Annotated in this window: 9 protein-coding genes and 3 tRNA genes; 11 read left to right on the forward strand and 1 reads right to left on the reverse strand. The window is 69.9% G+C overall.

Annotation, left to right across the window (positions count from 1 at the left end):
* The first annotated feature begins 389 nt into the window (after window positions 1–389).
* The 3 genes from cimA (at window position 390) to VB059_RS07185 (ending at window position 4072) form a co-directional block, all read left to right on the forward strand.
* A complete protein-coding gene (gene cimA / locus VB059_RS07175; protein WP_323421341.1) occupies window positions 390–2096 on the forward strand; it encodes a citramalate synthase in 1707 nt (568 codons plus the stop codon).
* The gene (locus VB059_RS07180) at window positions 2093–2785 is read left to right on the forward strand and encodes a DUF1707 domain-containing protein (RefSeq protein ID WP_323421342.1); all 693 of its coding nucleotides are present in this window, start codon (window positions 2093–2095) and stop codon (window positions 2783–2785) included. Before cimA ends, VB059_RS07180 begins: the two co-directional genes overlap by 4 nt.
* Before the next feature lie 192 nt (window positions 2786–2977).
* On the forward strand, window positions 2978–4072 hold the full coding sequence (locus tag VB059_RS07185; protein ID WP_323421343.1) for a hypothetical protein: 1095 nt from the start codon (window positions 2978–2980) through the stop codon (window positions 4070–4072).
* 92 nt (window positions 4073–4164) lie between these two features.
* On the opposite strand, the gene VB059_RS07190 is transcribed toward VB059_RS07185, so the two are convergent.
* Window positions 4165–5466 (reverse strand): thymidine phosphorylase, encoded by a 1302-nt coding sequence (locus VB059_RS07190; protein ID WP_323421344.1) that lies wholly within the window; start codon window positions 5464–5466, stop codon window positions 4165–4167.
* Between the two features lie 70 nt (window positions 5467–5536).
* On the opposite strand from VB059_RS07190, the gene VB059_RS07195 reads away from it, so the two are divergent.
* From VB059_RS07195 to VB059_RS07230, 8 genes are all read left to right on the forward strand, one after another.
* Window positions 5537–6379, forward strand: a complete 843-nt coding sequence (locus tag VB059_RS07195) for a fumarylacetoacetate hydrolase family protein (protein ID WP_323421345.1) — start codon at window positions 5537–5539, stop codon at window positions 6377–6379.
* A 53-nt stretch (window positions 6380–6432) separates the two neighbouring features.
* Entirely contained in the window at window positions 6433–7908 is a 1476-nt protein-coding gene (gene gltX / locus VB059_RS07200) for a glutamate--tRNA ligase (protein ID WP_323421381.1), read from the forward strand.
* A gap of 1 nt (window position 7909) precedes the next feature.
* The gene (locus VB059_RS07205; protein WP_323421346.1) at window positions 7910–8908 is read left to right on the forward strand and encodes a type II CAAX endopeptidase family protein; all 999 of its coding nucleotides are present in this window, start codon (window positions 7910–7912) and stop codon (window positions 8906–8908) included.
* Window positions 8909–9003: 95 nt separating this feature from the next.
* A tRNA-Gln gene (locus VB059_RS07210) sits at window positions 9004–9078 on the forward strand.
* Between the two features lie 81 nt (window positions 9079–9159).
* Window positions 9160–9235, forward strand: a tRNA-Glu gene (locus VB059_RS07215).
* A 186-nt stretch (window positions 9236–9421) separates the two neighbouring features.
* Window positions 9422–9494, forward strand: a tRNA-Glu gene (locus VB059_RS07220).
* Window positions 9495–9731: 237 nt separating this feature from the next.
* Window positions 9732–11639, forward strand: coding sequence for a potassium transporter Kup (locus tag VB059_RS07225; RefSeq protein ID WP_323421382.1), 1908 nt, complete (start codon window positions 9732–9734; stop codon window positions 11637–11639).
* Between the two features lie 116 nt (window positions 11640–11755).
* The gene (locus VB059_RS07230; RefSeq protein WP_323421383.1) at window positions 11756–13651 is read left to right on the forward strand and encodes a potassium transporter Kup; all 1896 of its coding nucleotides are present in this window, start codon (window positions 11756–11758) and stop codon (window positions 13649–13651) included.
* The last annotated feature ends 3 nt before the right edge of the window (window positions 13652–13654 follow it).

The raw sequence follows: 13654 nt of genomic DNA on the forward strand, positions 1-13654 counted from the left end.
CGGACCGCGGGCGGGCCGGGATCCCCGAGAGGACCCGTCCCGCCCGCGTCGTCCGGGCCCTCGTTCCGTGCGCATCCGCGGATCGCGCTCGTTCCGCGGACGTCGGATCTCACTTTGTGAGAAAGGGCTGGTGCTGCGGGAAGCGCGCGGGCAGAATCGCGTACGTGACGCACCGCACGCTCATTATTCACCAGCGCGTCTGAGCCCCTCCGGCCCCGACGCGCTGTACCTCCTGTCCACGCACAGGAGGTTTTTTGTTGCCCAGACTGTTGCCCCCTGGCGGTGCCCCCGTGGTCGCCGCCCCGAGCCCCCCACTCGCCGCCCCGAGACCCCGAACCCGCCCCACCCACCGACGGGCCAGCGCCCACCGATCCAGAGGACCGAGCACCATGGTTGCCACGACTCCCACCCCACCCCGGACCTTCCAGGTCTACGACGTCACCCTCCGCGACGGTTCGCAGCAGGAGGGCATGCAGCTCTCGATCAACGACAAGCTCCGGATCGCCTCCTACCTCGACGACTTCGGAGTGGGGTTCATCGAGGGCGGTTGGCCGGGGTCGAACCCGAAGGACTCCGAGTTCTTCCGACGGGCCACCTCCGGTGAGCTCCCGCTGCGCAACGCCGAACTGGTGGCCTTCGGGATGACCCGCCGAGTCGGGGTGAAGGCGGCGGACGACCCGTTGATCGGCGCGTTGCGCGACTCCGGCGCCGCCGTGGCGACCCTGGTCGCGAAGAGCCACGTGGGTCACGTACGGGAGGCACTGCGGACCACCCTCGAGGAGAACCTCGAGATGCTGCGTGACTCGGTCACCCACCTGCGCTCGGAGGGGATGCGGGTGTTCATCGACGCCGAGCACTTCTTCGACGGTTACCGGCTCGACCGGGCGTACGCCCTCGAGGTGGTCCGCACGGCGGCGGAGGCGGGCGCCGAGGCGGTCGTGCTGTGCGACACCAACGGCGGCATGTTGCCGAGCTGGATGGGGGAGATCGTCTCGGCAGCGGTGGGCGTCGGTGCCCCGATCGGCATCCACTGCCACAACGACTCCGGCTGCGCGGTGGCCAACACACTGGCGGCCGTCGACGCCGGCGCCGTCCACGTCCAGGGCTGTGTCAACGGCTACGGGGAGCGGACCGGCAACGCGGACATCATCAGCATCGTCGCCAACCTCGAGCTGAAGTACGGCTGGCCGGTGCTCCCCGAGGGCAACCTGGCCGAGGCCACCCGCACCGCCCAGGCGATCGCCGAGATCACCAACGTGCCGGCCGGGCCGCGCCGGGCCTACATCGGCACCTCAGCCTTCGCCCACAAGGCCGGGCTGCACGCGTCGGCGATCAAGGTCGACCCCAACCTCTACCAGCACGTCGACCCGGCCCGGGTCGGCAACGACATGCGGATGCTGGTCTCCGACATGGCGGGCCGGGCGAACATCCAGATCAAGGGCGAGCAGCTCGGCTTCGACCTGTCCGACCGTACGGTGGCTGCGGCCGTCACCGACCGGGTGAAGGAGAAGGAGCTGCAGGGATACACGTACGACGCCGCGGACGCCTCCTTCGAACTGCTGCTGCGCCAGGAACTGGACCAGCTGCCGGAGGTGTTCACGGTGTCGCACTGGACCACCACCTCGTTGGCGAACGGTGACACCGACCCGGTCAGTGAGGCCGTCGTTAAGCTCGTCGCCCTGGGTCACACGCAGTACTTCGTCGGGGAGGGCAACGGCCCGGTCAACGCCCTCGACATGGCGCTGCGCCGCTGCCTGATCCCGGTCTATCCGACGATGGCCGGTTATGAGCTGCAGGACTACCGGGTGCGTATCCTCGACGGGTCATCGGGCACCGAGGCCTCGGTGCGGGTGCTGATCGACACCACGAACGGGGAGCGCACCTGGACCACGGTGGGCGTCGGGACCAACGTCATCGAGGCCTCCTGGGAAGCGCTCTGTGATGCCTACCGGTACGGGCTGATCCACCTGCTGGAGAACCGCGTGGAGTCCGCCGAGAGCGGGCGCCCCGGCGACGACGGCGGCCGACCGGTGCCGGGCCCCGACGATCGTGGCGATCTGGCCCGGGCCGGTGGGTCCGTAGACTCGGTGCGGTGAGCGAACGCAATGACATGAGGGTCGGGGACACCGAGCGTGACCAGGTCGTCGACCTCCTCCAGCACGCGGTGGGTGACGGCCGGTTGACCATCGCCGAGGGACGCGAGCGGCTCGAGCTGGCCGTCGCCGCCCGGACGTTCGCCGATCTCGATCCACTGGTCGCCGACCTGACCCCGGTGCTGCCGTCGATGGCCCAGGACGTGGCGGGCCTGCACCCCGCCAACCGCCCGCTGGACCAGGTCGCCGTGCCGGGGGAGTCCCAGCTGCCCGGCTGGCGGCCCGACGACCCGCTGGTCATCTCCGCCCCGTTCGACGACGACCGGAGGGTGGGGGAGTGGTCGCTGCCGCCGTACGTCAAGGTGACGACCGGGCTGGGCAACGCGACGCTGGTCTGCCTGGAGGCGACGGCGGAGACCCGGGTGATCAGGATCGAGGTGTCCGGCGGTGCCGGCAACATCCGGCTGATCGTCCCGGAGGGCTGGGCGGTCCGGGCCGACCGGGTGTCCAAGGGCCTCGGGGGCGTCCGCCTCAAGGTCCCCGACAGGCCGGCCCACGGCGCCCCGCTGCTCGAGGTGACCGGCACTCTCACCCTGGGCAGTCTGGTGGCCCGTCCGGCGAACATCGTGGATCGCTGGCTGCTCCGTCGCCGCCAGCAGCGCCGGCGCCAGCAGCGGGCCCTGGAGGCCTGACCCGGCCACCGGGGCCGGTGGCCGTCCCCCGCACACCGGTACGATGCCGGCCGAGGTGACTGGGGTGTCCGCCGGATGGAGGTGTTGTCCGGGACGGTGGGGGTGTTGTCCGCGCGGCGCTGGTGTTGTCGCGATGTTGCCCGTCCCACCGCCACCCTTGAGCGGCCGCACCGGGTGCCGTGGGATGGTCGCATGACGACGACTCACCCCGGGGTAGCGGTCCCGTTGCCGGACCTCGAGTTCTTCTCCGCCGACGACGTTCTCACGCTCGGTGGGGACCCCCGACTGCTCCAGCGTGCGCTCCGCCGGGGCGACGTGGTGCGGGTCTGCCACCGCATCTACGCCCGCAGCCGTCCCGACGACGAGGTGGAGCGCCACCTGCAGGTGCTCCGGGCCTGCCTGTCCGGCCCGGTCAGCGACGGGGTGGTCGGTGGCGTGACTGCCGCGCTGCTGCACGGCCTCGACCCCGGTCCCGAGGTCCTGCCCACCCGGGTGACCCTGCTGCGGCCGGGGGCCGGCGCCTGTACCCAGGACTACGAGGTGCTCGCCACCAGGCTGCCGGCCTCGCACATCTGCGAGCTCGACACCACCCCGGTGAGCAGTGTGGCGCGGACGGTGGTCGACATCACCCGGCGGGAGCCGTTCGGCAGCCTGACCGGGCTGGTCGTCGTCGATTCCGCGCTGCGCCGCTGCGCCGACCCGGGTGCCCTGCGCGCCGAGATCGAGCAGGTACTCGCGGACCTGCGCGGGTGCACCGGCCTGAGCCGGACCCGCAGTGTGCTGCGCGAGGCGACCTCCCACGCGGCCGGTGCGACCGAGACGATCAGCCGGGCTCTGCTGGGACGGATGGGGATCCCCGCCCCGCTGCTGGACGTGACCTTCCGATGGCCCCCGGCACTCGATGACGCTGCGCCCCCGTTCTGGACGCCGCAGCGGACCGGCGACGTCGAACCGGGGCGTCCCGGGACAGGTGCCGTGACGATTCCGTTCAGCTGGCCCGACACCCGACTGCTCGGGGTCGTCCTCGACCGGTCGGGTGAGCGGGGGATCCCGACCGGCTGGCAGGGCGATCGCCGGGAGTGGCTGCGGGGACCCCGCCGGCATCTGCGCGAGATCGGCTGGCACCTGGTGGAGTGGTCCCCGGAGGACCTGCGTGATCCGTGGCCGCTCAGCCAGCGCCTGACCACGATCATGCGCGAGCTCAACGGTGGATTCGGTCCGCTGTCCTGGTCATCGCTCGGACGACCGATCTCCGGCGGGCAGCGCCGGGCGTCCCTGCCGTTCTGAGTACTGTGCCGACGTTCTGCCGGCCGTCCCCGTGTCCGGCCGTCCCGTGTCCGGTCGGCCCGTGCTCGGTCGGCCCGTGCTCGGTCGGGCGGTCAGTCCACCCGGCCCAGCAGCAGCGGTCCGGGGGCCGCCGCGGATCGGGGATCGGCGACACCGACGGCGCCCGCCAGGGCGGCGCGGGCGGCGGCGAACCGCTCCGGCGTGTCGGTGTGCAGGGTGAGCAACGGCTGCCCGGCCCGGACCTCGTCGCCCCGTTGGGCGTGCAGCTCCACCCCTGCGGCGGCCTGGACGTCATCCTCCTTGCGCACCCGGCCGGCGCCGAGGTGCCAGGCGGCCAGTCCGACCGCCATCGCGTCGAGACGCTCCAGGACGCCGTCCGACGGCGCGGTCACCACCTCGGTCTCCAGCGCGGTCGGCAGCGGGGCGTCCGGATCCCCGCCCTGGGCCCGGACCAGGCGTCGCCACCGGTCCATCGCCCGGCCCGAGGCGAGCACCTCGGCGGGGTCCGCCTCGACCCCGACCGCGGCCAGCATCTCGCGGGCCAGCGCCAACGTCAGTTCGACCACGTCGTCGGGCCCGCCGCCCGCGAGCACCTCCACCGCCTCGCGCACCTCGAGGGCGTTGCCGGCGGTCAGCCCCAGCGGGGTCGACATGTCCGAGAGCAGCGCCACGGTCCGGACCCCGGCGCCCGACCCGATCCGCACCATGGTGCGGGCCAGTCGCCGGGCGCTGTCCAGGTCCTTCATGAAGGCGCCGGAGCCGACCTTGACGTCGAGCACCAGGGCCCCGGTGCCCTCGGCGATCTTCTTGGACATGATCGAGGAGGCGATCAGCGGGATGGACTCGACCGTGCCGGTGACGTCGCGCAGGGCGTAGAGCTTGCGGTCGGCCGGCGCCAGGTCGGGACCCGCCGCGACGATCGCGCCGCCCACCTCGAGCAGCTGGCGACGGACCTGCGCGGAGTCGAGGTCACCGCGCCAGCCCGGGATCGACTCCAGCTTGTCCAATGTCCCTCCGGTGTGCCCCAGTCCGCGGCCGGACAGCTGGGGCACGGCCACACCGCAGGCGGCGACCAAGGGCGTCAGGACGAGGGTGATCTTGTCCCCGACCCCGCCGGTGGAGTGCTTGTCGACGGTGGGGCGGTCCAGATCGGAGTAGTCGAGGCGTACGCCGCCGGCGACCATCGCCGCGGTCCACGGATCGAGCTCCTCGGCCGACATCCCCCGGAAGAACACCGCCATCGCCAGGGCGGACATCTGCTCGTCGGCGATCCACCCGGCGGTGTAGGCCTCGATGATCCAGGTCGCCTCGTCCGGTGACCAGGCCCCACCGTCGCGCTTGCGCCGGATCAGGTCGACGATGCTGTAGCGGCGGGGGTCGAGAGCGACGTCCATGGCGTCATTCTGCCCGCTGCCCGCAACGGTCGTCGGCGGCCCGGCGTCCTCGGCGCGATAAGGTGAGGCAATGCGAATCGCACGCTACTCGATCGCCGGTCAGGATCCCGCCTTCGGGGTGGTCGAGCTCGCCGAGGATCGCGGCGAACATCCCGACAGCGTCAGCGAACTCACCGGGGACCCGCTGGCCGGTCCGGTCCAGTACACCGGAGCCCGCCACCACCTCGCCGACGTCCGCCTGCTGGCGCCGGTCATTCCGCGCTCGAAGATCGTCGGCGTCGGGCGCAACTACGCGGCGCATGCCGCCGAGCTCGGCAACGAGGTGCCGAGCACCCCGCTGTGCTTCTTCAAGCCGAACACCGCCGTCATCGGCCCTGATGAGATCGTCGTCCCGCCGGCCGCCTCGCACTTCATCAGCTACGAGGGCGAGCTCGCCGTCGTCATCGGCCGGATCTGCAAGGACGTCCCGGTGGAGCGCGCCGAGGAGGTCATCTTCGGCTACACCGTGGCCAACGACCTCACCCTGCGCGACCTGCAGGAACCCGACAAGCAGTGGTCGCGGGCCAAGGGCTTCGACACGTCCTGCCCGCTCGGCCCGTGGATCGCCACCCACCTGCGCCTCGCCGAGGCCGCCGACCTGATGATCACCACGGTGGTCGACGGTGAGCAGCGCCAGCACGGCTCGACCGCGCTGATGGTCCGGTCCATCGCAGACCTGATCGCCTACATCACCAGCTTCACCACCCTGCTGCCCGGCGACGTCATCCTCACCGGCACCCCTGCGGGTGTCGGCCGGCTCGAACCCGGCCAGGCGGTCTCGGTCACCATCGACCAGATCGGCACTCTGACCAACACCCTCGTCCCCACGCCCGTGGCGGACACCACTTCGACAAGCGGAGACAACGCCAAGTGAGCGACACCACCACCGACCAGCACGGCAGGACCGACGCAGACGTCCTCGGGGACATCGCCCCCCAGGACGTCCGGGTGCGTTTCCCACCGTCACCGACCGGCAACCTGCATGTCGGCAATGTCCGCTCCGCGCTGTTCAACTACGCCTTCGCGCGCCACTACGGCGGCACCCTGGTGCTCCGGATCGAGGACACCGACGTTGCCCGGTCCACCGAGGAGTCGTACAACAATGTCCTCGACTCGCTGAACTGGCTCGGCATCACCTGGGACGAGGGCCCCGACGTCGGCGGACCGTACGGCCCGTACCGCCAGTCCGAGCGCACCGAGATCTACCGCGGCGTCGTCGACAAGCTGGTCGAGTCCGGTGCCGCCTACCCGTGCTACTGCACCACCGAGGAGCGGGAGGCGCGGGAGAAGGCCCGCGGTGGCGACACCATCGGCTACGACGGCTTCTGTCGTGACCTCACCGCCGACCGGATCGCGGCGTACGAGGCCGAGGGCCGTCCGCACGTGCTGCGGATCCGGATGCCCGAGGGCGAGATCGCGTTCGACGACCTGGTGCGTGGCCACGTGGTGTTCGACACCCGCAACGTGCCGGACTACGCCATCGTCCGCTCCAACGGCGAGCCGCTCTACACCCTGGTCAACCCGGTCGACGACGCGCTGATGGGGATCACCCACGTGCTGCGCGGCGAGGACCTGCTCTCCTCGACCCCCCGTCAGATCGTCCTCTACCGGGCACTGTCACGGATCGGTGTCGGCTCCGGGATCACCCCGCGCTTCGGTCACCTGCCGATCGTGATGGGCGAGGGCAACAAGCGGCTCTCCAAGCGTGACAAGGGGGCCGGCCTGGAGGAGTACCGCGAGCGCGGCTTCCTCCCGGAGGGTCTGATGAACTACCTCGCCCTGCTCGGCTGGTCGATCAGCGACGACCGGGACGTGTTCACCATGGCGGAGATGGCCGAGGCGTTCGACATCCGCCGGGTCAACGCGAACGCGGCGCGCTTCGACCACAAGAAGTGCGAGGCGATCAACGCCGCCCACATCCGGCTGCTCAGCGCCGAGGACTTGGCGACGCGGATCACCCCGTTCCTCCAGGCGGCGCAGTACGTGGCGACCCCGCCGACACCGGACGAGCAGCAGCTCCTGATCGGTGCCGCCCCGCTCATCCAGGAGCGGCTCACCTGTCTGTCGGAGGCGGTCGACAAGCTGGCCTTCCTCTTCATCCCGGACCAGGAGCTGGCGATCGAGCCGGGCGCGGCACTGAAGGCCGAGGAAGGACCGGTGCTGCAGGCCTCCCGCACGGCGCTCGCCGACGTCACCTGGGACCACGCCTCGATCGAGGCCGCGCTGCGCTCCGCCCTGATCGACGGACTGGGGTTGAAGCCGCGCAAGGCGTTCGGCCCGGTACGCACCGCCGTGACGGGCAGCAAGGTGTCCCCGCCGCTGTTCGAGTCGATGGAACTGCTCGGCCGCGGGTCGAGCCTGACGCGCATCGACCGGGCGCTGGCGACCGTCCCGAGGGGCTGAGGTGACGCGCACCCCGGTGCCGGCGGGCCGCGGACGGTTCGAGACGTACGTCGGGGGGTTCGAGGACCCGCCGCCCGGGGTGTCGTACCCCTTGGTGTTGCGCCGGCCCGGCACGGAGGCCTGGCGGACCGTGCTCGGGATCGTCGCGGGCTTCGTCCTCTACCTCAGCGTGATGTCGGTGCTGCCGGGCCTCGTCGTGGGCCTTGCCTGGCTGGTGACCGGGGCGGGCGTCGCGTACGGCACCTTCGCGCAGGAGGCGAACGCCTACCTCAACCCGGCCGGCATGCTCGGGCTGAACCTCGCCATCGGCTGTCTGGTCCCGCTGTCCTGGCTGCTGGTGGCGACCCTCCATCGCACCGCGCCCCGCTGGCTCGCTTCGGTCCGGCCGCGGATCCGGTGGCGCTACCTGGCGGTCTGCGCCGTGGTTGCGGTCGTGGTGCTCAACGCCATGCAGGTGGTCACCTGGGTGGTCACCGGCACCGTCGTCCACCTCGCTCCCCAGCAGGGGTTCTGGGGCTTCCTGGCGGTCATCCTGGCGACCACCTGGGTGCAGGCGACCGGTGAGGAGTACTTCTTCCGCGGCTACCTGATGCAGGCGCTCGGCTCGCTGACCGCCCTGCGGGGCTTCGGGGTCATCGCCTCGGCGCTGGTGTTCGCCGCCATGCACGGATCGCAGAACCTTCCGCTCTTCCTCAACCGGCTGGCGTTCGGGCTGGTGGCCGCCGTGCTCGTCTGGCGCACCGGGGGTCTCGAGGCCGGTATCGCCGGTCACGTCGTCAACAACGTGTTCGCGTACGTCTGGGCCGGTCTGACGACCGGTATCGCTGCGACCCGCGGCCTCACCGAGACGACCTGGATCGGTTCCCTGATCGGGGTCGGTGGGTACGCCCTCTACGCCCTGGCGGCCTGGGGGATCGCCCGGGCGATGCGGCTGGAGACCACCACGCCCGGTCGAGTAGCGGTGTCGGGGACCTCCCGCCGGGGCGGGCGAGAGCGCTGACGTCGGGGGCGGAACAACGCCGGGCGGCCGATTTGTGCTCGGCCGGAGGGGTGCGCTAGAGTTACACGTCGTTGCCCCTCGGGACAACAAAATAATGGGGTATGGTGTAATTGGCAGCACGAGTGATTCTGGTTCACTTAGTCAAGGTTCGAGTCCTTGTACCCCAACCAGGAAAGTCTTTCGGCGGAATGTGATGAATGCATTTCCGGCGGTCGGCTTTCTGGGTCTCCGGTAATTCGGTGACCGGCTGGGGCCCCGTTGTGTAGCGGCCTAGCACGCCGCCCTCTCAAGGCGGTAGCGCGGGTTCGAATCCCGTCGGGGCTACCAACAGAAATCCCTCCGCAGGCGCGGAGGGATTTCTGCTTTTCAGCTGCATGTGGTGCATGTTCGGCGTCTTTTCGGGTGCTTGTCCGGCGTCGCCGGTGCAGGATCGGTGACGCCGGCACGGATTTGAGCGCCGGGGGTCGGACCTGCTAAGCTTCCGCAGGTTCCCGGGTGACCGGGAAGTGCTGGGGCCCCGTTGTGTAGCGGCCTAGCACGCCGCCCTCTCAAGGCGGTAGCGCGGGTTCGAATCCCGTCGGGGCTACTGAGTGAGCGCCCGGTCGTCGTCAGGACGACCGGGCGTTTCTGCATCTCGGGCACGGGGGGCCACCCGGGGGCGCACCTTGGCGAACGCTGAGATCACCCGCCCACCCGCAGCCGCGTGGAGCGTTGGCACCAAGAGTGCTCTCAGGTACAGACTGGCATCATGCGCGAAACCGATGGCCGCCGCCGTGCCCGATCCCTGGGGCGCCCGGGCAGATCGACGGACGTCACCCTGACGATGATCCCCACCGTCCGGGACAGTCACCAGGGGAAGGACCCGCTCGCCGGTCTCGCGCTCGCCGCGCTGGGCGTCGTCTTCGGCGACATCGGCACCAGTCCGCTCTACTCCATGCAAACGGTCTTCGCGACCCACCACAACGATGTGCGGCCGATCCCCGAGGACGTCTACGGCGTCATCTCGATGGTGCTGTGGACCATCACCATCGTGGTCTCCTTCAAGTACATCTCGTTGGTCATGCGGGCCGACAACGAGGGCGAGGGCGGCATCCTGTCGCTGACCGCCCTGTTGCGCGACAACGTGACCTCGACGCGACGGATCGCCATCGTGACCGCCCTGGGCATGCTCGGCGCAGCGCTGTTCTTCGGCGACTCGGTGATCACCCCCGCCATCTCGGTGATGTCGGCGGTGGAAGGCCTCAGCGTGGTCAACGAGGGGCTGCAGGCGTGGGTCGTCCCGGCCTCGGTGGCGATCCTCTCGGTCCTGTTCTTCTTCCAGAAGCTGGGCACCGCCGCGGTGGGGAGGTTCTTCGGGCCGATCATGGCGCTCTGGTTCCTGACGCTGGGGGCACTGGGCGTGCCGCACATCATCAGCCACCCGCAGATCCTCGGTGCCGTCTCCCCGCACCACGCCCTGCTCTTCGCCATCGCCCATCCCTTCATCGCGTTCATCGCCATGGGCGCGGTCGTGCTCACCATCACCGGTGCCGAGGCCCTCTACGCCGACATGGGCCACTTCGGCAAGACCCCGATCCGGCTCGCCTGGTTCGTCCTGGTCTTCCCCTGCCTCGCCCTCAACTACTTCGGGCAGGGCGCGATGATCCTCGAGGACCCCGCCACGGTGAACAACCCGTTCTTCAACCTGGCACCGTCGTGGGCGACCCTTCCGCTGGTGCTGCTGGCCACCGTGGCCACCGTGATCGCCTCCCAGGCGGTCATCTCGGGCGCCTACTCGGTGGCCCGCCAGTCCGTACGCCTCGGGCTGTTCCCGCGACTGCTGGTGCGCCACACCTCGAAGCTGGAGGGTGGCCAGATCTACCTGCCGGCGGTGAACTGGATCCTCTTCCTCGGGGTGCTCGCCCTGATCGCGATCTTCCGCAGCTCGGTCAACCTCGCCGCCGCGTACGGCCTGGCCGTCACCGGCACGCTGATCCTGGAGAGCCTGCTCTTCCTCTCCCTGGCCCACATGGTCTGGAAGGAGCCGGCCTGGAAGATCGGCGTCTACATCGTCGTGGTGATGGGCGTCGAGGTGGCGTTCTTCGGCGCCAACCTGGCGAAGGTGGTCAGTGGCGGCTGGCTGCCGCTGCTGATCGCCACGATGGTGCTGATGGTGATGACCACCTGGCGCAAGGGCTACGCACTGGTCACCGCCCACCGCCGCGAGCTGGAGGGCCCACTGGACGAGTTCGTCGAGGCGTTGCGGGAGAGCGACATCCCTCGCGTTCCCGGTGTCGCCGTCTACCCCCATCCCAACCACGAGACGACACCGCTGGCGCTGCGGTCCAACGTGTACTTCAACCACGTCGTGCACCAGCACGTGATCCTGGTCGAGATCGTCAACGAGAACGTCCCGCACATCCGCCACGTCGACCGGGTCCGGGTGCACGACCTCGGATTCGAGGACGACGGCATCGTCCACATCAGCGTCCACGTGGGATTCAGCGACTCCCAGGACGTGCCGAAGGGCCTGGCGCTGGCGGTGGGCAGGACACCCGAACTGGACATCCGCCCCGGGGACGCGCACTATTTCCTCTCGGTACTGACGTTGCAGCCGACCGGCCGCTCACGGATGTCACGCTGGCGTAAGCAGTTCTTCGTGCTGATGGCCAACAATGCAGCGTCCCGGACCGATGTCTTCCATCTGCCGCCGGATCGTACGGCGGTGATGGGCGCCGAAATGGAGATCTGAGCCCCGACGCGGTCGGGGCCCGGGCTCCCGGAACAAGGATGAGACTTATGCGTCCACTCAGGGGTGCGAACAGGGCCGGCTCGACCGGGGGCACGAGTCCCGATCCCGACACCACGATGATCCGGCCGGTGCCCGGCCGTTCGAAGCTCCCCACCCTCGCCCTGGCGGCTCTCGGGGTCGTCTTCGGCGACATCGGCACCAGCCCGCTCTACTCGATGCAGACGGTCTTCAGCATCGACCACAACAACGTCAAGCCGATCCCGGTCGACGTCTACGGCGTCATCTCGATGGTGCTGTGGTCGATCACCCTGATCGTGACGTTCAAGTACGTGATCCTGGTCATGCGTGCCGACAACGACGGTGAGGGTGGCATCCTCGCCCTCACCCACCTGCTGATCGACCGGGTGCGTCAGCCCCGGCGGATCGGGATCGTGCTGGCCCTCGGCATGCTCGGGGCGGCCCTGTTCTACGGCGACTCGGTGATCACCCCGGCCATCTCGGTGATGTCGGCGATCGAGGGTCTCACCGTGGTCAACCCGCACTTCCAGGACCTCGTGCTGCCGTTGTCGGTGGTCATCCTGTCGGCCCTGTTCTTCGTCCAGCGCTGGGGGACCGCCGCGGTGGGGCGCGCCTTCGGCCCGGTGATGACGGTGTGGTTCGTCGTCGTCGGCGCGCTGGGCGTGCCGCACATCGTCCAGCACCCCGGCATCCTGCGGGCGATCTCGCCGACGTACGCCGTCGCCTTCGTCCTGGAGCACCCGTTCACGGCGTTCATCGCGATGGGTGCCGTCGTGCTCACGATCACCGGTGCCGAGGCCCTGTACGCCGACATGGGCCACTTCGGGCCGCTGCCGATCAAGGTGTCCTGGTTCGCCATCGTCTTCCCGGCCCTGGCCCTCAACTACCTGGGGCAGGGGGCGATGATCCTCAACGATCCGGCCACCATCGACAACCCGTTCTTCAACCTGGCACCCTCGTGGGCCACGCTGCCCCTGGTGGTGCTGGCCACGCTGGCCACCGTGATCGCCTCCCAGGCGGTCATCTCGGGGGCCTTCTCCGTCTCCCGGCAGGCCGTCCGCCTCGGCCTGCTGCCGCGGCTGCTGGTCAAGCACACCTCGAAGGAGGAGGGCGGCCAGATCTTCGTGCCGGTGATCAACTGGGCGCTCTACCTCGGCGTGCTCGCCCTGATCGCGATCTTCGGCAGCTCGGCCGCGCTCGCCTCGGCGTACGGTCTGGCGGTCACCGGCACCCTGCTGCTCACCAGCCTGCTGTTCCTGGCGCTGGCGCACATGTCCTGGCACCGGCCGTTGTGGCAGCTGATCCTGTACGGGGCCACGGTGGTCGTGGTCGAGGTGCTCTTCTTCGCCGCCAACCTGGTGAAGGTGGTCAGTGGCGGCTGGCTGCCGCTGCTGATCGCCGGCCTGATCATCATGGTGATGACGACCTGGCGACGTGGGTTCGAACTGGTGTCGGCGCGTCGCCGTGAGCTCGAGGGGCCGCTCGACGAGTTCATCGAAGCCGTGCACAACTCCGAGCTGCCGAGGATCCCCGGCATCGCGGTGTTCCCGCACCCCAACAGCACAACGGCGCCACTGGCGCTGCGCACCCTGGTGATGTTCACCCACGCGATGTTCGAGCACGTCGTCCTGGTCGAGATCGTCAACGAGAACGTGCCGCACATCCGCCACCGCGACCGGGTGCACGTCCACGACCTCGGCGACGCCTCGGACGGGATCGTCCACATCAGCGTCCATGTCGGGTTCAACGACTCCCAGGACATCCCCCGTGGCGTGGCGCTCGCCGTCGGCCGCAGCGAGGAACTCGATTTCGAGCCGCAGCAGGTCCGCTACTTCCTGTCCGTGCTGACCCTGCGCCCGACCGGCGACGCCCGGATGGCGGCGTGGCGCAAGCGGTTGTACGTGCTGCTCGCCAACAACGCCGCCTCGCGGACCGAGGTGTTCCACCTGCCGCCCGACCGTACGGTCGTGATGGGCGCCGAGATGGAGCTGTGAGCG

The organism is Raineyella sp. (assembly GCF_034933565.1).
Classification (GTDB): domain Bacteria; phylum Actinomycetota; class Actinomycetes; order Propionibacteriales; family Propionibacteriaceae; genus Raineyella.

What these genes read in the sequence shown, in the direction of transcription:
- cimA (WP_323421341.1), top strand. Translation starts at nt 390, where the DNA reads ATGGTTGCCACGACTCCCACCCCACCCCGGACCTTCCAGGTCTACGAC.
- VB059_RS07185 (WP_323421343.1), top strand. Translation starts at nt 2,978, where the DNA reads ATGACGACGACTCACCCCGGGGTAGCGGTCCCGTTGCCGGACCTCGAG.
- VB059_RS07190 (WP_323421344.1), bottom strand. Translation starts at nt 5,466, where the DNA reads ATGGACGTCGCTCTCGACCCCCGCCGCTACAGCATCGTCGACCTGATC.
- VB059_RS07195 (WP_323421345.1), top strand. Translation starts at nt 5,537, where the DNA reads ATGCGAATCGCACGCTACTCGATCGCCGGTCAGGATCCCGCCTTCGGG.
- VB059_RS07225 (WP_323421382.1), top strand. Translation starts at nt 9,732, where the DNA reads ATGATCCCCACCGTCCGGGACAGTCACCAGGGGAAGGACCCGCTCGCC.
- VB059_RS07230 (WP_323421383.1), top strand. Translation starts at nt 11,756, where the DNA reads ATGATCCGGCCGGTGCCCGGCCGTTCGAAGCTCCCCACCCTCGCCCTG.